Origin of the sequence: Nonomuraea sp. NPDC050547, from assembly GCF_044457345.1 — a bacterium.
Taxonomy (GTDB): Bacteria; Actinomycetota; Actinomycetes; order Streptosporangiales; family Streptosporangiaceae; genus Nonomuraea.
The window spans coordinates 52,533-71,886 of the sequence record NZ_JBITGW010000025.1; the positions used below are offsets into that span (position 1 = coordinate 52,533).

Genomic DNA, 19,354 nt, shown 5'->3' on the forward strand with positions numbered 1-19,354 from the left:
ATTCTTTCATAAATCCTCGCTAACCTTCAGGACTGGTCAAGGAGCCTGAAGGGACGGCAAGTGGAAGATCTACGCATCGGGGTCATCGGCCTCGGGCTGCGGCTCAGCCTCGCGGTGGCCGCGCACCGGCCGGGCCGCGGTTCGGTGGTCGCCGCCCTCTGCGACTCCGACCCTGCCGCGCTGAAGAAGGCCGAGGAGCGATTCGGCTCGCCGTACCTCACCGAGGACCACCGCGACCTGCTGGAACGCGACGACATCGACGCCGTCCTCGTCGTGACCCCGGACGACACGCACGAGCGGCTGGCGGTCGACTGCCTGGAGGCGGGCAAGGCCGTCTATCTCGAGAAGCCGATGCACATCACGGTCGAGGGCTGCGACAACATCCTGGAGACCGCGCGCAGGACCGGTACGCGGCTCTACATGGGCCACAACATGCGCCACATGGGCGTCGTGCGGCTGATGCGGGAGATCATCCAGAGGGGCGACATCGGCCCGCCCAAGACCGTCTGGGTGCGGCACTTCGTCTCCTACGGCGGCGACTACTTCTTCAAGGACTGGCACGCCGAGCGGGCCAGGACGACCGGCCTGCTGCTGCAGAAGGCCGCGCACGACCTGGACGTGATCCACTGGCTGGCCGGTGGCTACACGACCAGGGTCAACGCGTTCGGCGACCTCGTGGTCTACGGCGATCTGCCCCGCCGTGCCCCGGACAGGCCGAGGCCGGAGGGGTGGCTGAAGGAGTTCGACTGGCCGCCGACCGCGCGCAAGGACCTCAACCCGGTCGTGGACGTCGAGGACCTCTCGGTCATGAACATGCGCCTGGACAACGGCGTCATCGCCGCCTACCAGCAGTGCCACTTCACGCCCGACTACAACCGCAGCTACACGGTCATCGGCGCCGAAGGCCGCCTGGAGAACGACGGCGGCCACGTCAAGGTGTGGAACCACGGTCCCACCGGGTATCGCGCCGAAGGTGACATCACGTACAAGGTGCCCGAGACGAAGGGCTCACACGGTGGTTCCGACGAGCGGATCGTTAGCGAGTTCTGCGGGTTCGTGCGGGAGGGCGGCGTGACCGACACCTCGCCGGTGGCCGCGCGGATGAGCGTGGCGGCGGGCTACATGGCCACGATGTCGCTGCGCGACGGCGGCGTGCCGTACGACATCCCTGCCCTGGACCCCGAGCTGGTGGCCTACTTCGACCGCGGCCAGGTGGAGCGGTGAACGTCCGGCGCTGGCTGGCGGGCGAGGGCGTCTGCCGTCCCGCGGAGATCCGCGCGGAGCTCGTCCCCGGCCTGAGCGACGACGAGGGCGGCCCGCGCTTCGCCGAGGAGGGCTACCGCCTCACGATCACGCGCGACGTCGCCGTCGTGGAGGCGCCCTCCCCGGCCGGTCTCCTGTACGGCTCCCGCACCGCCGAACAGGCGCTGGCCAGGGACGGCGAGCTGCCGGTCGGCGTGGCCGTGGACTGGCCCGACTACGAGGTACGCGGCTTCATGCTCGACGTCGGCCGCCGCTTCTTCACCCCCGGCTACATCCGCGACCTGATCGGGCACATGGGCGAGCTCAAGCTCAACGAGCTGCAGCTCCACCTCAACGACAACGGCTTCAAGAAGGAAGGCGGCGGCTGGGACGGCGTCCAGGCCGCGTTCCGCCTGGCCAGCGCGCGCTTCCCCGGCCTGTCGGCGACCGACGGCGTGTACACGCGGGCCGACTGGGATTCCTTCGAGGACGTCGCCGCGGCCAACGGCGTCCGGCTGATCCCGGAGATCGACGGCCCCGCGCACTCGCTGGCCTTCACCCGCTTCCGCCCCGACCTGGGCGAAGGCGACCACCTGGACCTGTCCAGGCCGCGGACGACCGCCTTCATGATGGAGCTGTTCGACGAGTTCGTCCCGTGGTTCCGCGGTCCGGCGGTGCACTTCGGCGCCGACGAGTACTTCGCCGACCCCGGGTTGTTCCGCGACTACTTCAACGCCATGGCCGCCCACATCAGGTCGCACGGCAAGCAGGCCCGCGCCTGGGGCAGCTTCACCCGGATGACCGGCGACGCCGAGGGCTACGACCGGGACGTGACGATCAACACCTGGGCCAACTCCTGGTACGACCCGGTCGAGGCGATCAGGGACGGCTACCCGTTCATCAACACCAACGACGAGACGCTCTACGTCGTCCCGAAGGCCGGCTACTACCACCCGGACGGGCTGGACGCGGAGTTCCTGGCCCGTGAGTGGCAGCCGCACGTCTTCCCGGGCGGCAAGTCCGTCGAGCCCCGGCATCCGCTGCTGCGCGGCGCCATGTCGGCCGTGTGGAACGACATGACCGAACTCGACTACACCGAGCAGGACGTGGACCGGCTGATCCGGCCCACGTTCGCCATCCTCGCCAGCAAGATGTGGAACGGCTCGCCGTACCCGCGAGAAGGGATCTAAGTGGAAGACCTGCGCATCGGAGCCGTTGGTCTCGGCCTCCGGACGAGTCTGCACCTGGCCGCGCACCGGCCGGGCAAGGGGTCGGTGGTGAGCGCGCTGTGCGACATCGACCCGGCCGTCCTCAAGCGCCAGTCGAAGCGGTTCGAGGCCGACTTCCTCGCCGAGGACTACCGCGACCTGCTGGAACGCGACGACATCGACGCGATCATCCTGGCGACCCCGGACGACACGCACGAGCGGCTGGCGGTCGACTGCCTGGAGGCGGGCAAGGCCGTCTATCTCGAGAAGCCGATGCACATCACGGTCGAGGGCTGCGACAACATCCTGGAGACGGCCCGCAGGACCGGTACGCGGCTGTATGTCGGGCACAACATGCGCCACATGGGCGTGGTCCGGCTGATGCGGGAGATCATCCAGAAGGGCGTGATCGGCGAGCCGAAGGCCGTCTGGGTGCGGCACTTCGTCTCCTACGGCGGCGACTACTACTTCAAGGACTGGCACGCCGACCGCCGCTACACCACCGGCCTGCTCCTGCAGAAGGCCGCGCACGACCTGGACGTCATCCACTGGCTGGCCGGCGGCTACACCAGCCGCGTCAACGCCTTCGGCGACCTCATGGTCTACGGCGACCTGCCCCGCCGCGCCCCGGACACGCCCAGGCCGGAGGGGTGGCTGAAGGAGTTCGACTGGCCGCCTACAACGCGCCGCGATCTCAACCACGTCGTCGACGTGGAGGATGTGTCCGTGATGAACATGCGCCTGGACAACGGCGTCATCGCCGCCTACCAGCAGTGCCACTTCTCTCCCGACTACTTCCGCAACTACACGGTGATCGGCACCGAGGGCCGCCTGGAGAACTTCGGCGACGGCCCCGGCGACGTGGTCAAGGTATGGAACACCGGCCCGAGCGAGTACCGGGCCGACGCCGACATCACGTACAAGATCCCCGAAGCCAAGGGCTCGCACGGGGGCGCCGACCCGGGCATCATCGGCGAGTTCTGCAGGTTCGTCCGTGAGGGCGGCGTGACCGACACCTCGCCGGTGGCCGCGCGCATGAGCGTGGCAGCGGGCTACATGGCCACGATGTCGCTGCGCGACGGCGGCATGCCGTACGACATCCCGGCGCTCGACCCCGAGCTGGTGGCCTACTTCGACCGCGGGCAGTCATGACCTACCACCTCCGCTACCAGGTGCTGCCCGGCCGGGATCCGGCCAGGCTGGCGGCGTACTGCGCCGGGCACGGGATCGAGGAGGTCGTGCTCATCTACGGTTCCGAGGAACTGCACGCCGGCCACCCGGTCGGCGTCGGCGAGGACCTGTGGTTCGAGCACGTGGCCGAGGTGAAGGACACGCTGGACGCGCACGGGATCGGCGCCAGCCTGAACCCGTGGGTCACCGTCGGCCACGCCGACCGGGGTCGCACGCAGGACCTCGGCTTCGCGCCCATGGTCTCCCCGCTGGGCGAGGCGGCCACGGCGACCGCCTCGTTCGCCTGCCCGGTCTGGCGCGACTGGCTGGCCGGGCACTACGGGCGTTTCTCCCGGCTGGGCTTCCGCGTGCTCTGGTTGGAGGACGACTTCCGCTTCCACAACCACGCCCCGCTCACCTGGGGCGGCGGCTTCGAGCCCGAGATGCTGGAGCGGTTCGCGCTGCTCGCGGGCGACAAGCCGACCCGCGAGGAGCTGGTCGCCGCGATCACCGCCACCGGCCCGCCGCACCCCTGGCGGGCGCTGCTGCAGCGCACCTGGCGCGAGGCGCAGCTGGAGGTCCTCGATCTGGTACGGCAGGCCGTGGCCGGCCGGGCCAAGCTCGGGCTGATGAGCTCCGGGCTGGGCGTGGCCTCGGTCGAGGGCCGGGACTGGGCGGCGTTCTTCGACCGGATCGAGGTGCACCGGCCGCACTTCGCGCCCTACGGGGACGCGCCGGGGCGGCGGCTGTCGTACTCGATCGCGATGCTGGAGCTGCAGCGGGGGCTGCGTCCAGCCGGGGTGGAGGTGGCGCCGGAGATCGAGAACTGGCCGCACACCGAGTGGACCAAGTCCGACACCCAGACGTGGTCGGAGATGGTGACGGCCCGGCTGTCCGGTGCGGGCGGATTGCTGCTGGACGTGCATCCGTTCGTGACCGGTGACCCGCAGCGCTATCCGCGCGTGGGCCGGATGTTGTCGCGGTCGCGCCCGGCCGTGGACCGGGCGTTCAGTCCGGATATTTCGGTTCATGGGGTGGGGGTGCCGTGGTGGCCCGACACCGCCGCCCACGTGTGGGGCGACGGCGGGCTCGACGGGCTGCGGGCCGACCCGCTGCGGGCGGCCGAGTACCTGCTGCCCTACGGGGTGCCCGTCCAGGCCGGGGTGGGCGCGGTCAACGCCGTGTTCGGCAAGGTCGCCTGGGGTGTGCCCGATGGCGAGGTGGAGACGTTGTTGTCCGGCGGGCTGCTGCTCGACGGGCACGCGGCGCTCGTGCTGGCCGAGCGCGGGTTCGGGGAACTGCTCGGGGTGCGCGTGGAGGAGGTGGCCGAGCGGGACGCGCCGGCGCGGCAGCCGTACAGCATGGAGCGGGTTCTGGACAGCGGGCAGTTGCTCAGCGTGAACGTACAGCCGGCCGTCGCGCGGCTCGCGGCCCTGCCCGGAGCCGAGACCTGGACCGAGATCCTCACCCCACGCGGCGAACACTGGGGCGACGGCCGCGTCGCCTTCACCAACCGCCTGGGCGGCCGCGTCGTCACCCTGGCCGCCTGCACCCCCGAGTCGCTCGGCCGCTGCGACGACGGACAGGCCCTCGCCCACCGCGCCCTCCGCTACCTGAACGCGGAGCTTCCCCTGGTCACCGGCGGCCCGCACCTGCTGCCGCACCTGGCCAGAACCGGCACGGGCTGGCGCCTGGCGATCGCCAACGGCTCGGCCGACCCCGCCCGCCCCGTCGCCGACCTCGACCGGGACGTCACCGCGACGCTCCTGGCCCCGCTCGCGGAACCCGTGTCCGTGCCCGTGCGGCGCGCCGAGGGCCGCGTCCACGTCGAGGCCGACGTCCCGCACCGGGGATACGTGCTGCTGGAGTGGCGTTGAGGGTCCTGTCGTGGAACATCTGGGACGGTGGCCGCGCCGACCTGCCCCTCATCGTGGAGCAGGTCGCCGCCGTCGCCCCGGACGTCTTCTGCTCCATCGAGACGTACGGCGCCGCCGAGACGATCCTGCGGGGTCTGCCCGGCTACACCGGAACCCGGATCACCGCCAGGGACCGCGACAACCTCTGGATCTTCAGCCGCCTGCCGGTGACGCACGTGTTCCCGCCGTCGTTCGACGACTTCCGCTTCGGCGGCATCCGCGTGAGCAGGCCCGGCTCGTCCGGTCGTCCCGGGTTGGCCGGCGGGGCCGAGGTCAATGTCTTCGTCACGTGGCTCAACTTCTCCGAGCCCTGGCTGGGTGACGTGATCGCCTCCGGCGCCGGGCCCGAGGCGATCCGGGAGGCCGAGCGGGTACAGCTGTCCGAGCTCGGCCGGATCGTCGGCGAGGAACTGCCCCGCCTGCTGGACGGCGACCCGTCACCGGTGGTGCTCGCCGGTGACCTCAACGTCCTGCCCGCCGCCGACTGGCCCCACCTGCGCACCACCCAGATCCTGGTCGACGCCGGATACACCGACACCTTCCGCGCCGTCTCACAGGACCCCGGCCACACCTGGAGCACCCAGCCCGACCGCGCCCACGTACGCATCCCCGAGCGCATCGACTACATCTTCGCCAAGGGCCTCAAGGCCGCCGGCTCCAGGATCATCACCGAACGCCTGCCCCACCACCCGCCGGGCCCGTTCTACTCCGACCACGCCGCCCTGGTCACCGACTTCCACCCCTGAACCCTGGAACCCCCGGACATCCACGGACAGTAAAGAGTGTGGATGTGACGACGCGTGCCCGGATCCGGGACGGAGACCAGCAGGCCTTCGGCAACCTGTTCGACGAGTTCGCCAAGGCCGTCTACAACCACGCCTACCGGCTGACCGGCGACTGGTCGGCCGCCGAGGACGTGGTGTCGCTGACGTTCCTGGAAGCCTGGCGGCTGCGGGAGCGGATCGAACCGGAAGGCGGTTCCCTGCGCCCCTGGCTCCTGGGCGTGGCCACCAACGTGGCCCGCAACCTGCGGCGTTCCGCCCGAAGACACCAGGACGCGATGGCCAGAATGCCCAGACCGGAGATCGTCCCCGACTTCGCCGACGAGCTGATCGAGCGGGTGGCCGACGCCCAGCGCCTGGACGACGCGCGCGAAGCCTTCGTACGGCTGCGCGAACACGAGCAGGACGTCCTCGCCCTGTGCGTGGGCGCGGGCCTCGACTACGCGGAGGCGGCCGAGGCGCTCGGCGTCCCCGTGGGCACGGTCCGCTCCCGCTTGTCGCGGGCCCGCAAGAAATGGGAACTCGCCGCCGCCCGCCGACAGGTAAGAGGTGACCGCGGTACCGCGGTCCGGTCCGTCAAGGAGAGCACCCCATGAACGTCTTCCCGGAGGAGCGCGACCTTCCCGGCGGCCGTCACCGTGACCTGAAGGAGTTCGTGATGGCAGAGATCCAGCCCCGGCCGCGCCGCAAGTTGTTCCGCCCGATGATCCTGGCCCCGGTGCTGGGCGCGGCCGCCGCGGCGGCCGTGGCCCTCCCGCTGGTCCTGGGCGGCGGCGCGCCCGCCCACGCCGTGGAGAAGAACCCCGACGGCACCCTCACCGTCACCATCAACGAGGCCAAGGACCCCAAGGGCCTGGAGGCCAACCTCAAGGGCATGGGCTACAACGTGGTGGTCGACTTCGTGCCGCAGGGCAAGCAGTGCAGCCCGAAGAAGCGCAGTGACAGCTGGGTGCCGCGGGAGCAGTCCAGGCTCACCGTCTTCCCGTCCACCGTGGACTTGAGCGACGACCCCGGCTTCCAGCTCGACCTCGCCAAGATCGGCCCTGGCCAGACGGGCGTGCTGATGTTCGCCGTGGGCAAGGACGAACGGCACGTGGTGGCCGGCATCTGGGACGGCATCTCCAACGGCCCCGTGACCCCCTGCGAACTGGTCGACAGCGACGGCGCCCCCCTCGAAGTCGACTGACGCGACCACTCCCCAGGCCCGCCGGCCCAGCACCCTCACCGGCTTCCGGATCTGGGCCTGGGGAGCCCGTCATCTGGGCGGTGTGATGCCACTCACTTGAACGACGTTCAGGATTGAACGGTGTTCAAGTTCCGTGTCACCCTCCCCGCATGCAACTGAAGCGTGCGGACGTCGTGACGGGAGCTCTGGCCCTCCTCGACACCGACGGCCTGGACGGGCTGACCATGCGCGAACTGGGCGCGCGGCTGGGCGTCCAGGCCGGCGGCATCTACTGGCACTTCAAGAACAAAGAGGCCCTGCTCGGTGCCATGGCCGACCGGATCATCGGCACGGCGACCGAGACCCCGCACACCCCCGGCCCGTGGGACGCCCAGCTGGCGGAGATCGCCCACCGCCTGCGCCGAGCCATGCTCGCCCACCGCGACGGCGCCCGCGTGGTCGCGGGTACGTACGTGACCGAGCCGAACACCGTGCGCGGCGGCCACCGGCCCTCAGTATCCTCACCGACGCCGGCTTCCCGCTCGACCGGGCCGGATGGGTGATCTTCACCGCCCTGTACTACGTGCTCGGCCACACCATCGAGGAGCAGGCCCAGCGCGAGGCCGGCGACTGGGAGCGGCGCGGAAGCGAACTGGCCGACACCGAACTGCGCCGCGCCGTCGAAGGTATGATCACCGCCGACCCCGAGGAACGTTTCGCGTACGGCCTGGAGCTCGTCCTCGGCGGTGTACGCCTCCGCCTGGCCGAGGCCCAGAGGTGATCCCCAAGGTCAAGCGGGCCAGAGGACGGCGTACCACCCCCTGAACGTCCTCGCCAACGTCCGGCTGAGCCCGTCGACCGGCACATCGAGAAAAGGGACATCGCCTTCATCGGCTACTGGCGCCACGGCCGCCCCAGCCCTGGCTGACCGACCCTCCCCACACCAGCCACCCTGCCTCTGGACGAACCCGCAGTGTTCGCCTTCCTCGCCACCCGACTCATCCTCGATACGAACGGCAACCCACGAATGCCTCTAAGGGGTGGCTTCGATGAGCTCGATCTCGATGGCCAGGACACCAAGGGCTTCCTTCTCGGGGCCGTAGATGCGGCGGATGTCGGCCAGCTGCTGCTCGCGCGAGCTGGTCGGGTTCACCTGCTCAGGCCCCTCGGCGTCCAGCATCTCCTCGAAGCTGGTGTAGCGGGCGACACGTGTGACGCGGGTGAGGGCGTCGTCGCGGCCGCACACGAACCGGATATGGTCGCCGGCCTTGAGCGTGCGCAGGTTGGGGTACCGCACGCGCACTTCGACGGTCTTGGAGCCGTCGGCGACCAGGTCGAAGTAACGGCGGTAGAGGTTCATCTCGCGGGCGCGCACGCCCGTCCTTGCCGAGGGGCGCGCGGTCATGATCCTGTCCAGTTCGGCGGAGTTATAGGAGCGGTAGAAGTGCTTGGGGTCGGCGAGCATCAAATGGGCTGCCTTCCAACGCGGAACCCACGCCGCCCAACTGGGTGGAGGGTGGGCTCCAACTGCCTGACCACCCAGATGGGCAAGGGGTGGGACCTCAGGAAGGCTGCCCGAGCGGAGCGAGGTCCTTCAGGGGTCGGGCCCCCGGCCCGACTGGAAGAACGCGCGGAGCGTAGCGGAGCTCCTTGCCTTTAGGGGTTGCGCGGTTGGGGGTCTTTTTCGAGGTCGGGGAAGGGGGATGGCTCCGGTACGGCCGCGCCCAACTGCCGGGGCAGCCCGGGCTTCTCGGCTTCCTGGGCGGAGGCCACGGCTTCGGCTGCCGCCTCCGAGGCCTTGGCCACTTCCTCATCGGCCGCCGACGCGTCCGTGATCTCGTCTCGGGTGGCGGCCGAGCGGGGCAGGGCTTCGGTGAACGCCTTGGACACGCCCTGCAGCGCGGAGGTCACCTCGCTGGGGATGACCCAGAAGGTGTTGCCTTCGCCCTGAGCGAGCTGCGGCAGTACCTGGAGGTACTGGTAGGCGAGCAGTTTGGGGTCGGGGTCGTTGCGGTGGACGGCCTGGAAGACCTGGTCGATGGCGCGGGACTGGCCTTCGGCTTCGAGGATGGCGGCGGTGCGCTGGCCTTCGGCGCGCAGGATGCGGCCCTGCTTGTCGCCTTCCGCGGTGAGGATCTGGGATTGGCGCTGGCCTTCCGCGGTGAGGATGGCGGCCCGCTTGTCGCGTTCGGCCCGCATCTGCTTCTCCATCGCGTCCTTGATGGTCTTGGGCGGGTCGATCGCCTTGATCTCGACCCGGTTGACGCGCAGGCCCCATTTGCCGGTGGCCTCGTCGAGGACGCCGCGCAGTTGGCTGTTGATGGTGTCGCGGGAGGTGAGGGTCTTCTCCAGGTCCATGGAGCCGACGACGTTGCGGAGGGTGGTGACGGTGAGCTGTTCGACGGCCTGGATGTAGTTGGCGATCTCGTAGGCGGCCGCGCGTGGGTCGGTGACCTGGAAGTAGAGGACGGTGTCGATCTCGACGACGAGGTTGTCCTCGGTGATGACCGGCTGGGGCCGGAAGGAGACGACCTGCTCGCGCAGGTCGATCATCGTGTAGACGCGGTCGACGTAGGGGATGACGAAGTTGAGTCCGGGTTTGAGTGTGCGGTGGTACCGGCCGAGCCGCTCGACGTTGCGGGCCCTCGCCTGCGGCACGATGCGTACCGCTTTGAGTACCGTGATCACCGCGAAGAGGGCGATGACCAAGCCGACGATCAGCAGCTCCATATGATCACTCCCGGGGATAGACGAGGGCGGTGGCGCCCTCGATCTCGATGACGTCGACGGTCGCCCCGGTGGGGATGACCAGCGTTTCGTCATAGGCGCGTGCGGACCATTCCTCGCCACCGATGCGCACTCTGCCGTCGCGGCCGGTGACCTCGGAGATCACGTACGCGGGCTTGCCGACCAGCGCCTCGATGCCGAAGCGCTTGAGCTGGGGCTGGCGGATGTGCCGCATGGCGATGGGCCGGACCGTGAACAGCCCGGCCGCCGACGACAGGGTGAAGACGAGCAGTTGAAGCGGAATGGGCAGGCCTAGTGCCGCGGTGGCGGCGGTCAAGAGAGATGCGACGCCAAGGATGCCCAGAGCGGCCGTGAGGGTGAAGATTTCCGCCACACCGAGCACGACGGCGAGGATTATCCAGATGACCCAATCTTCCATGCGTTGGCCCTCCTGACAGGTGAACGGGCCTAGGTCTGCTTGGTGTTCCCCCTCCTACGTTAAACCTGGAGCGGGCGCTTGTTGCACCCATCCGCCGCCGGATGCCGGATCGTGAAGTGCGCTGCCCAGCTGCCATTTCTCCCAGGAAAGCTGCCAGAAGCCCCAGCCGTTGTTCCATTCGAGTGGGCGGTCGGTGCCGGTGATGCTGACGGGGTCGCCGCGCAGGGAGTTGGCGAAGAACCAGGCTGCCTGGTCAGGGCGGGAATTGATGCAGCCGTGGCTGACATTGGCCCGGCCCTGGGCCCAGACGTTGTTCTTCGCATGCACGTATTCGCCGGAATTCGAGATGCGCACGGCGTGGTCGATCATCAGGTCGTAAAAGCCGGGATCGCCTTTCTTCCGTCCCGGGGACACCATGCGCACCGGGTTTCCCTTGTCCATCGTGAGATGGACTCCGCTGGTGGTCGTGTATTCGCGGGTGGTGGCCATGCCGGCGCTGATGGCCATGTTCTGGACGACCTGGCCGTCGCGCCTGACCACCATCTGGTGGGTGCGGGTGTCGACGGTGCTGGTCTGCTTGCGGCCCACGGTGAAGGCGAGTGTGTGGTCGCCGGTGCCGAAGACGCCGGGGGAGGCGCGTACGCCGGTCAGGTGGGCGGTGAAGGTGACCTTCTGCCGGGCCGGCCAGAAGCGGCTGGTGCGATAGACGACCTGGGTGTCGCCGGTCCAGCGCCAGGCGCCCTCGATCGGCTTGGCCGCGGCGACCTCCAGCGCGCGCTCGACGGCGGCCTTGTCGCGGACGGGGCCGTCGAAGGTGACGATGATCGGCATGCCGACCCCGACCTCCTCGCCGGGCAGGGGCGAGACGGAGGAGACGTTGAAGGCCCGGCCGGCGGCGCGGGTGCGGAAGCGGCCCATGGCGATGGACGAAGGACCGCCGGCGGTGGCGGCGGTCGCGGTCACCGCGTACTCGGTGTCGGGCTCCAGAGCCCACCTGGAACGCCAGGTGGTGCCGCTCGGGTCGAGGGCTCCGGGCACCGGGCGGCCCGCGGCGTACGCGAGGACCTGGCGCAACGTGCCGCCGCCGGCCTTGACCACGAGACCGCGGTCCGGCCGGGCGCGGTCGGAGTCGAAGGCCGGAAAGGTGGTGATCACCGGAGGCGCGGCCGCGGGCGTCTCGGCCGTGACCGAGGAGCACCCCACGGCCGTGAGCAGGACGACGAGACAGTACGCCGCGGCACGCCGCATCTCACTCCTGGATTCCTGGGGGCGGGGAGCTCCTAGAGTAGCGGTGAGTCACGACTTGAGCACGTTGAGTCACCTACCGGACAGTTCCGGAAACCTCCCCCAGGCCGAGCCCGCCGGCGGTGGCGGTGATGGTCACCGCGTCGCCGTCCTCCAGGAATGTGCGCACCGACCCGTCGGGCAGCTTGATCGGCTCGGTGCCGTTCCAGCTCAGTTCCATGAGCGAGCCGCGCTGTCCTGGCTCGGGCCCGGAGATCGTGCCGCTGCCGTAGAGGTCGCCGGTCCGCAGCGCCGCGCCGTTCACGGTCATGTGGGCGAGCATCTGGTCCGGCGTCCAGTACATGCTCCGGTACGGCGGCCGCGACACCACAACCCCGTTGAGCAGGACTTCCAGCTCGATGTCCAGCCCCCAGTCGCCCTGCCTGCGCAGATAGTCGAGCGGCGCCGGATCCTGCGCGCGCCCCGGCACCCGCGGCAGCGCCTCCAGCGGCGTCACCCACGGCGAGATCGAGGTCGCGAACGACTTGCCGAGGAAGGGCCCGAGCGGCTGCGCCTCCCAGCCCTGGATGTCGCGGGCGCTCCAGTCGTTGAGCAGCGTCACGCCGAACACGTGGTCTTCGAACGCCCCGGCGGGAGCGCCGATCGCGGACGGCGTGCCGACCACGAAGCCCAGCTCGGCCTCGATGTCGAGCTTGGCGCACGGCCCGAACACCCCGGCACGCAACTGCCCGCTGGGCCGTGTGACCGGCGTGCCCGAGACCACCACGGTCCCCGAGCGACCGTGGTAGCCGACGGGCAGGTGGCGCCAGTTGGGCAGCAGGGCCTCCGCGTTCGGCCGGAACATCTTGCCCATGTTGGTGGCGTGGTCGACCGAGGCGTAGAAGTCGACGTAGTCGGCGACCTCGACGGGCAGGTGGAGCGTGACCTGGTCGAGCGGGATCAGGTGTGGCTCGGCCAGCGAGAGGTCGTCGGTCAGCTTGGCCTGGATTAGCGCGCGGGTGTCGTGCCAGGCGTGCCGCCCGCGGGCCATGAAGGCGTTGAGGCTGCCGGTGGCGAACACCTCGTCGTGCAGAAACGCGGACAGGTCCAGGACGCGGTCCTCGAAGCGCACGCCCACGCGCGGGGCCTCGCCCCGGCGGGAGAACACCCCGTAGGGCAGGTTCTCGACGCCCCACCTACGCTCCGTCACTGATCACTCCTAGCGTCTTGAGGTCGTCGATGGGCGTGCTGGTGCTGCACGAGCCGTAACTGACCAGCAGTTCGCGGGCGCGCTTCGCGCTCTCCTCCGGTACGGCCAGCGCCAGCCGTACCAGGTGACCGACGTCGGTCGTGCGCAGGACGGGCACGGGATCGCGGTGCTCCACGGCCTCGCAGACGGCGAGCACGAGGTTGAGGAAGCCGTGCCGGTCGACGCCGAGCGCGGGGTCGAAGTGGCGTACGGCGTGGTGCAGCCCGGCCGTGGCCTTGAACGGGATGTCGTTGTCCACGCAGTGGGTGATGAAGGCGCCCAGGTGCTCGGCGGGCGGGAAGGCGTCGGCGGTCATTCCGCCGCAGCGCACCTTGAGCCCGGCTCCCTCGGGCAGGTCGGTGACCCGGGATCGGGGCGGTACCTCGATGAACAGGCGGACGCCGTCGGGCAGGTCCAGGCGGCCGGCTTCTTCCGGCGGCAGCCGTACCTCCACGAAGTCGATGGGGAGGTCGGCGAAGGCGGGCGGTTCGTCGGTGTCGAGGATCAGGCCCATGCGGGTGGGGCGGGGCTCGGCGCGGCGCAGTGTGTCGAGGCGGGAGGCCGGGCACAGGAAGCGGTGGGTGAGCAGGGGGCTGGCCGCTTCGAGGTCGCGCTGGTGGCGGGCGAGGGCCTCGTCCATGTGCAGCGAGGTCGGCGGGAACAGGCCGGCGTCGTCGACGAGGGCCGTGAAAAGGGTGTTCATCGTGCCCAGGTCCAGGCGTAGCCGGGGTCCTCGCACGACAGCGCGCCCTGGCCGAGGTCGAGCGGGCGGAAGGTGTCGACCATGACGGCCATCTCGCTGGTGTGGGTGGCGCCGGCCTCGATGACGGCTTCGACCGCTCCCGGCTGCGGGCCGTGGGTGAAGCCGGCCGGGTGCAGGGAGATCGAGCCGACGTCGATGCCGGAGCCCGCGCGGGCGGAGTAGTCGCCGCCGACGTAGAACATGAACTCGTCGGAGTCCACGTTGTGGTGGTTGTAGGGGATCGGCACCGCGTCGGGGTGGAAGTCGAGCGGCCTCGGCATGAACGAGCAGACCACGAAGCCGGGGCCCTCGAACGTCTGGTGCACGGGCGGCGGCGCGTGCGTCTTCTTCACGATCGGCTCGAAGTCGTTGATGTTGAAGGCGTAGGGGTAGAGGTAGCCGTCCCAGCCGACCACGTCGAACGGGTGGTTGCGGTAGACGAGCCTGGTCAGCCCGCCGCGGGTGCGGACGAGGACCGGGACCTCCTCGCCCTCGGCGGTGAAGGGCTCCTGCGGGGTGCGCAGGTCGCGCTCGCAGTAGGGGGCGTGCTCCAGGAACTGGCCGTACTGCGACAGGTAGCGCTTGGGCGGCCTGATGTGCCCGGAGGCCTCGATGGCGAGCACGTTCACGGTGCCGGACGGCACCCACCGGTGAATGGTGCCGGTGGGGATGACGACGTAGTCGCCCTCCGCGGCCTCGATGACGCCGTAGGTGGACTCGAAGCGCACGTTGCCGCGCTGGATGTAGACGCACTCGTCGCCCATGGAGTTGCGGTACAGCTCGCTGGGGCGGTCGCTGGTGGCGTACGACAATCGGACGTCTCCGTTGGCGGACAGCAGCATCCGGCCGGTCACCAGGTCTCCGGCGGAGGCGAGGTCCTGGGTGCGGAAGTGGCGCGGGGAGAGCGGCAGGTTCGCGCTGGTCGTGGTGGGCAGGAGCGGTTCGACCGCCTCGGCCTTGACGATCGCGGTGGGGAGATGGCGGTGGTAGAGCAGGGAGGAGTCGGATGAGAAGCCCTCTTCGCCCATGAGCTCCTCGGCGTACAGGCCGCCGTCCGGGCGCCGGAACTGCACGTGGCGCTTCCTGGGTACCTCGCCTACGAGCCGGTAGTACGGCATCTCTCTCAACTCCGTCCGGTTATCGGACACTTATGTCCTCTATGTGTAACTACCGTCCTTCATGGCGGGCCGTACTGTCAACCAAGGGCGGCGGCGAGTTCCCCGGCGGCCACCAGGACGCGGGGACCGGTGCCCTCGGCGAGTCCGCCGAAGCTCACCACCCCCACGGACGCCTCCAGCCACGGCAGTCCCGTGACCGGCGCGGCGATGCCGCGGGCACCCTCCTGGAGCTGGCCCTCCGTCACCTGATACCCGGTGTTGCCGCCGCGCATCGCGAGGATGGCCTGGCCCGCCGCGCCCTTGGCCAGCGGGTGCCGCGAGCCCTCGCGGTAGGCCACGTGCAGGTCGGTCCAGGACGGCTCGACGACCGCGACCGCGAGCCCGTCGTCGCCCTCGGCCACGGTCAGGTGCGCGGTGGCGCCCACCTCCTCGGCCAGGCGCCGCAGCGTCGGCAGCGCCGCCGCCCGCAGAAGCGGCTGTACGGCCTGCGCCAGCACCAGCACCCCGAACCCGAGATGCACCCGGCCCTCGGCGTCCCGGCGCGCGAAACCCTCGTTCATCAGCGTCGTGACCAGCCGGTACACCACCGGCCTGCTCAGCTCCAGCGAGGCGGCCAGTTCGGTGGGCGTGCGGCCCCCGTGCCCGTCGGCGAGCAGCCGGAGCAGGCGGAGCCCGCGCTCCAGGGTCTGGGCGGATTCTGCGGCCATGCTGTTGATTATGCGTGGTGCTGGTGTGACGCTCCGCACCGAAGCGGGTAAGTACCCGGTTAGTCGGACCGGGGGGTAAATATGCGGCAAATGTGGCTTGTCCTGATCGGCGGGCTGGCTATCTGTGCGTTGATCCCCGCTCTGCCTTCGGTCGGGGAGCGGGCGTCCTCCCTGATCCGCAGCAACGGCATGAGCCCGCCCCGGACATCCAAGCCCGGCCTGCTGGTCGAGACCACGTTCTACGCCACCCTGGGCATCGAGGTCGGCGAGCGGGTCCTGCCCTTCGACGAGCAGGCCCAGATCCGGCCCAAAGAGGTGGCGCCCGGCGTCCGGGTGGACGAGAGCGGCAGCCTGCAGGGCAAGCCGCTGAGACCCGGCACCTTCTCCTCGCCGATCGAGCTCTGCCGCGGGCGCACCTGCGCCGAGGACACGATCACGCTCATCGTCTATCGGAACGTTCCATGGGAGCCGCGCAACCTCACCTTCCCCGGCAAGGTCGGGGAGCCGATGAACGGGGAGATCTCGATCAACGGGGGCCCGACCGGCGTCCTGCCCACGTTCACCGTGACGGACTACGACAAGCTGCCTGAGGGCGTGAGCATCGGCCCTGACGGTCATGTCGGCGGTGTCCCGGCCGCGAGCGGGCACTTCGAGATCCCCGTGCGCATCTGCGTGGCGGGCAACTGCGCGGGCGTCGTGGTGAAGATGATCGTGGTCTGAGGGCCTTGCGGCGGGCGGCGTCGAGCGGCCACGGTGGTGGCATGAAATCGGTCATCGTGGTCGGAGCGGGTATTTGGGGTGCGTCGCTGGCATTGCGGCTGGCCGAAACAGGCTGGCAAGTGACGCTGATCGAACAGCACAAACCCGGGCACGTACGGCAGGCCAGCGCGGGCGAGACCCGGCTCCTGCGCGCCGCGCACGGCGACGGCGAATGGTACGCCCGGTCCTTCTGGCAGGCGCTCGACGGATGGCGCCGCCTGGAGGAACGGGCCGGTGAGCAGCTCTACCACGAGGCCGGGATGCTATGGCTGGCCCAGGATCCCGACGGGTGGGAGCAGGCCAGCGCCCGGATGCTGAAGAACCTGGACATCCCCTGCGAGGTGCTGGAGCCGTCGGAAGGGGGCAGGTTCTTCCCCGAGTTCCGGCCCGACGGGCTCAGCTTCCTGCTCTGGGAGCCGAAGGCCGGGGTGGTCAGGGCGCGGCGGGCCACCCAGGTGACGGCGGCGCTGGCCGTACGGGCCGGGGCGCAGCTCGTCAGGGCACGGGCGCTGCCCGCGGACGGCGGAGTCGTGATCGACGGGCGGAAGCTCACCGCGGACCGAGTGGTCTGGGCGACCGGGGCGTGGATGCCGGAGCTGTTCGACGCGCCGCTGACCGTCACCAAGCAGGACACGTTGCACTTCGCGGTGCCGGCCGCGTGGACCGTGCCGGGGATGCCCGCCTTCGTGGATCACAGCGCCTCGTTCTACGGGCACGGCGACGTGGACGGGGTGGGGATGAAGGCCACCTCCGACGTGGAGGGCGAGCCGTACGAGCCGGAGCACGGCCCGCGCACCGTGGACGCCGCCGGCGTGGAGCGGGCCAGGACGTATCTGGCGCGCAGGTTCCCCTCGCTGGCCGGCGCGCCGGTGCTGTTCAGCCAGGTCTGCCAGTACGCGCTCACGCCCGACGCGGAGTGGATCATCGCCGAGACCGCGCCGGGCGTGTGGCTGCTGGGCGGGGACTCCGGGCACGGGTTCAAGCACGCGCCCTCGCTGGCCGCGTACGTGGCCGGAGTCCTGGACGGCGAGCACGCCCCGGACGCCCGCTTCGGGCTGGGCGAACGGGTGCCGAACAGGGGCCTGCGGACCAGCGGAGAGTCCAGGTAAGGCCAGCCCTACCAGCGCTTCGGGGGAGTGCGGGGCAGATCAGGACGGTGATCGCGGCGGACACTTCGGGAAGGAACTCGGAAGGGAACGAAGATGTCTGCTCCGCACTCCGTCCGCACCGCCGCGGGCCTGTGGCTCACCGCGGTCGCGCTCGGCGCCGCCGAGACCGCGATCGCCGTCAGCGGTCCGCTGATCAGCGGCGAGGCGAGCGTGGGCGAGCTCGCCGGGGGTCTCGGCCTGCGCCTGGCGATCTACGCCGCCGCCATCTACCTCGCCCTGGCCCTGCGAAGGGGCAAGAACTGGGCAAGGCTCACACTGACCGCGACCCTGGGCGTGTTCGGCACGATCTCGCTGGTCATCGAGCCGATCCGGTACTTCATGGCCGGCGGCGGCCTCACGGAGGCCCTGACCTCGGCCAGCGCGGCCGACCTCGCCATGGGCGTGAGCCGGGTGCTCCACCTGACCGCGGTGCTGGGGGCGGTCGCGCTGATGTTCCAGCCGAGCGCCAACGACTACTTCTCGGGGAACTCCGGCGCCCGCAGGTTGCGTACACCCGGTGAGAGAAGGGCCGCGGCCGTCGACACCACGACCACGCCCGCGCAGACCAGCATGGCCGACCTCGCGTCGACCATGACCGCCAGGCGGCCCGCCAGCAACAAGCCGAGCGGCCCGAACATCAACGACCCCAGCGCGTCGTAGGCGCTCACCCGCGACAGCGCCTCGGGCGGCACCTCCCGCTGCAACGTGGTCTGCCACAGCACGCCGAACACGTCGAAGCAGATCCCGAGCAAGAAGGCCCCCGCCACCACCACCCACAGCGGCGCGTCCACCCCCAGCAGAAGGTACGGCAGCGCCGACGGGAAGCACAGCAGTGTGGCGACCAGGATGGGCCGCCTCGGCCGCAGCCGCAACGCCACCACCACACCGACCAGCGTGCCCACGGCCTCCCCTGCGAGCACGGCCGACCAGGCGCCCGCGCCGCCGAGATGCTCCTTGGCCAGCAGCGGCCCCAGCACTCCGTGGGCCGCCTGCAGGGCCATGACCATGACGGAGAACTGGGCCACCACCACCCACAGCCACTGCCGGGAGCGGAACTCCGTCCACCCGTCCTTCAGGTCGCGCAGCACCGAGGGCCGCGCGGCGCCGGCCCGCACGTGCGGCGGCAGGCGGAGGAACTGGATCAGCAGCCCGGAGACGCCGAACATCAGCCCGCTCACCGCCAGCGCCCAGGCCCCGCCGACCAGCGTCACAGTGATGCCGCTGAGCACCGCCCCGGCCACGCGGGAGGTGTTGGCGCCCAGGCCGAGCAGCGCGTTGCCGGTCTGCAGCCGGTCGGCGGGCACGACCTCGGGGATGATGCCGGTGAGGGCGGGGAAGAGCACGGCCATCGCGATGCCGCCGAGGGCGGCGGCGGTGGCCAGCGCGGGCAGGGGCGTCCAGCCGGTGAACAACATCGCGGCCAGCGCGGCGTAGGCGGCGCAGTTGACCCACTCGCCGGTCATCATGACGAGCTGCCGGGGGAAGCGGTCCGCGATCACCCCGCCGACCAGCATGAACAGCACCATCGGCAGCGACTGGGCGGTCAGCACCACCGACAGCGTGGACGCGTTCGCCCCGGGCAGCCCGAGCACGCCGAACGCCAGCGCCACCGGCGCGAAGGCGCTGCCGAGGACCGAGATAGTCCTGGCCGACAGCAGGAGGGTGAAACGGTGATCCCGGAGAAGCCCGAGATCCTGGCGAAAGCTCTGCACTCGCGCCATTGTTCCGCCTGCCTGCGGCATTTCTGTCGGCGGGTAA

20 protein-coding genes are annotated in these 19,354 nt (G+C 70.4%); 11 read left to right on the forward strand and 9 right to left on the reverse strand.

Annotated elements, in window-relative coordinates:
- The first annotated feature begins 60 nt into the window (after positions 1-60).
- The 9 genes from ACIBHY_RS46680 (at position 61) to ACIBHY_RS46720 (ending at position 8,264) form a co-directional block, all read left to right on the forward strand.
- Entirely contained in the window at positions 61-1,224 is a 1,164-nt protein-coding gene (locus ACIBHY_RS46680; protein ID WP_397310118.1) for a Gfo/Idh/MocA family protein, read from the forward strand.
- On the forward strand, positions 1,221-2,432 hold the full coding sequence (locus tag ACIBHY_RS46685) for a glycoside hydrolase family 20 protein (protein ID WP_397310119.1): 1,212 nt from the start codon (positions 1,221-1,223) through the stop codon (positions 2,430-2,432). The genes ACIBHY_RS46680 and ACIBHY_RS46685 overlap by 4 nt, the downstream gene beginning before the upstream one ends.
- Complete coding sequence (locus ACIBHY_RS46690) at positions 2,433-3,602, forward strand: Gfo/Idh/MocA family protein (protein WP_397257664.1); 1,170 nt, start codon at positions 2,433-2,435, stop codon at positions 3,600-3,602.
- Complete coding sequence (locus tag ACIBHY_RS46695; protein ID WP_397257663.1) at positions 3,599-5,497, forward strand: hypothetical protein; 1,899 nt, start codon at positions 3,599-3,601, stop codon at positions 5,495-5,497. The genes ACIBHY_RS46690 and ACIBHY_RS46695 overlap by 4 nt, the downstream gene beginning before the upstream one ends.
- A complete protein-coding gene (locus ACIBHY_RS46700) occupies positions 5,494-6,282 on the forward strand; it encodes an endonuclease/exonuclease/phosphatase family protein (protein ID WP_397257661.1) in 789 nt (262 codons plus the stop codon). The genes ACIBHY_RS46695 and ACIBHY_RS46700 overlap by 4 nt, the downstream gene beginning before the upstream one ends.
- A 44-nt stretch (positions 6,283-6,326) precedes the next feature.
- Positions 6,327-6,914, forward strand: a complete 588-nt coding sequence (locus ACIBHY_RS46705) for an RNA polymerase sigma factor (RefSeq protein WP_397310120.1) — start codon at positions 6,327-6,329, stop codon at positions 6,912-6,914.
- Complete coding sequence (locus ACIBHY_RS46710; protein WP_397310121.1) at positions 6,911-7,504, forward strand: hypothetical protein; 594 nt, start codon at positions 6,911-6,913, stop codon at positions 7,502-7,504. Before ACIBHY_RS46705 ends, ACIBHY_RS46710 begins: the two co-directional genes overlap by 4 nt.
- Before the next feature lie 149 nt (positions 7,505-7,653).
- On the forward strand, positions 7,654-8,046 hold the full coding sequence (locus ACIBHY_RS46715) for a TetR family transcriptional regulator (RefSeq protein ID WP_397310122.1): 393 nt from the start codon (positions 7,654-7,656) through the stop codon (positions 8,044-8,046).
- Positions 8,043-8,264, forward strand: coding sequence for a TetR/AcrR family transcriptional regulator C-terminal domain-containing protein (locus tag ACIBHY_RS46720; RefSeq protein ID WP_397310123.1), 222 nt, complete (start codon positions 8,043-8,045; stop codon positions 8,262-8,264). The genes ACIBHY_RS46715 and ACIBHY_RS46720 overlap by 4 nt, the downstream gene beginning before the upstream one ends.
- Positions 8,265-8,516: 252 nt before the next feature.
- Here ACIBHY_RS46720 and ACIBHY_RS46725 read toward each other — a convergent pair whose 3' ends face one another.
- From ACIBHY_RS46725 to ACIBHY_RS46760, 8 genes are all read right to left on the reverse strand, one after another.
- Positions 8,517-8,948, reverse strand: a complete 432-nt coding sequence (locus tag ACIBHY_RS46725; RefSeq protein ID WP_397310124.1) for an ASCH domain-containing protein — start codon at positions 8,946-8,948, stop codon at positions 8,517-8,519.
- A gap of 191 nt (positions 8,949-9,139) precedes the next feature.
- The gene (locus tag ACIBHY_RS46730; RefSeq protein WP_397257655.1) at positions 9,140-10,213 is read right to left on the reverse strand and encodes an SPFH domain-containing protein; all 1,074 of its coding nucleotides are present in this window, start codon (positions 10,211-10,213) and stop codon (positions 9,140-9,142) included.
- A 4-nt stretch (positions 10,214-10,217) separates the two neighbouring features.
- Complete coding sequence (locus tag ACIBHY_RS46735; RefSeq protein WP_397257653.1) at positions 10,218-10,649, reverse strand: NfeD family protein; 432 nt, start codon at positions 10,647-10,649, stop codon at positions 10,218-10,220.
- A gap of 54 nt (positions 10,650-10,703) precedes the next feature.
- Positions 10,704-11,897 (reverse strand): Ig-like domain-containing protein, encoded by a 1,194-nt coding sequence (locus tag ACIBHY_RS46740; RefSeq protein WP_397257651.1) that lies wholly within the window; start codon positions 11,895-11,897, stop codon positions 10,704-10,706.
- A 73-nt stretch (positions 11,898-11,970) separates the two neighbouring features.
- Positions 11,971-13,083 carry a fumarylacetoacetase gene (gene fahA, locus ACIBHY_RS46745; RefSeq protein WP_397310125.1) on the reverse strand — a complete coding sequence of 371 codons (1,113 nt, stop codon included), beginning with the start codon at positions 13,081-13,083 and terminating at the stop codon, positions 11,971-11,973.
- Positions 13,070-13,825 (reverse strand): hypothetical protein, encoded by a 756-nt coding sequence (locus ACIBHY_RS46750; RefSeq protein WP_397310126.1) that lies wholly within the window; start codon positions 13,823-13,825, stop codon positions 13,070-13,072. Before ACIBHY_RS46750 ends, fahA begins: the two co-directional genes overlap by 14 nt.
- Positions 13,822-14,982 (reverse strand): homogentisate 1,2-dioxygenase, encoded by a 1,161-nt coding sequence (locus ACIBHY_RS46755; protein ID WP_397257646.1) that lies wholly within the window; start codon positions 14,980-14,982, stop codon positions 13,822-13,824. Before ACIBHY_RS46755 ends, ACIBHY_RS46750 begins: the two co-directional genes overlap by 4 nt.
- 77 nt (positions 14,983-15,059) lie before the next feature.
- The gene (locus ACIBHY_RS46760) at positions 15,060-15,689 is read right to left on the reverse strand and encodes an IclR family transcriptional regulator (protein ID WP_397257644.1); all 630 of its coding nucleotides are present in this window, start codon (positions 15,687-15,689) and stop codon (positions 15,060-15,062) included.
- A gap of 90 nt (positions 15,690-15,779) precedes the next feature.
- On the opposite strand from ACIBHY_RS46760, the gene ACIBHY_RS46765 reads away from it, so the two are divergent.
- Together ACIBHY_RS46765 and ACIBHY_RS46770 are read left to right on the forward strand one after the other, a co-directional pair.
- Positions 15,780-16,409 (forward strand): hypothetical protein, encoded by a 630-nt coding sequence (locus tag ACIBHY_RS46765; protein WP_397257642.1) that lies wholly within the window; start codon positions 15,780-15,782, stop codon positions 16,407-16,409.
- Between the two features lie 41 nt (positions 16,410-16,450).
- Positions 16,451-17,557 carry an NAD(P)/FAD-dependent oxidoreductase gene (locus ACIBHY_RS46770; protein WP_397310127.1) on the forward strand — a complete coding sequence of 369 codons (1,107 nt, stop codon included), beginning with the start codon at positions 16,451-16,453 and terminating at the stop codon, positions 17,555-17,557.
- A gap of 512 nt (positions 17,558-18,069) precedes the next feature.
- Here the strand turns inward: ACIBHY_RS46770 and ACIBHY_RS46775 are convergent.
- Positions 18,070-19,317, reverse strand: a complete 1,248-nt coding sequence (locus ACIBHY_RS46775; RefSeq protein ID WP_397257638.1) for an MFS transporter — start codon at positions 19,315-19,317, stop codon at positions 18,070-18,072.
- Between the last annotated feature and the right edge of the window lie 37 nt (positions 19,318-19,354).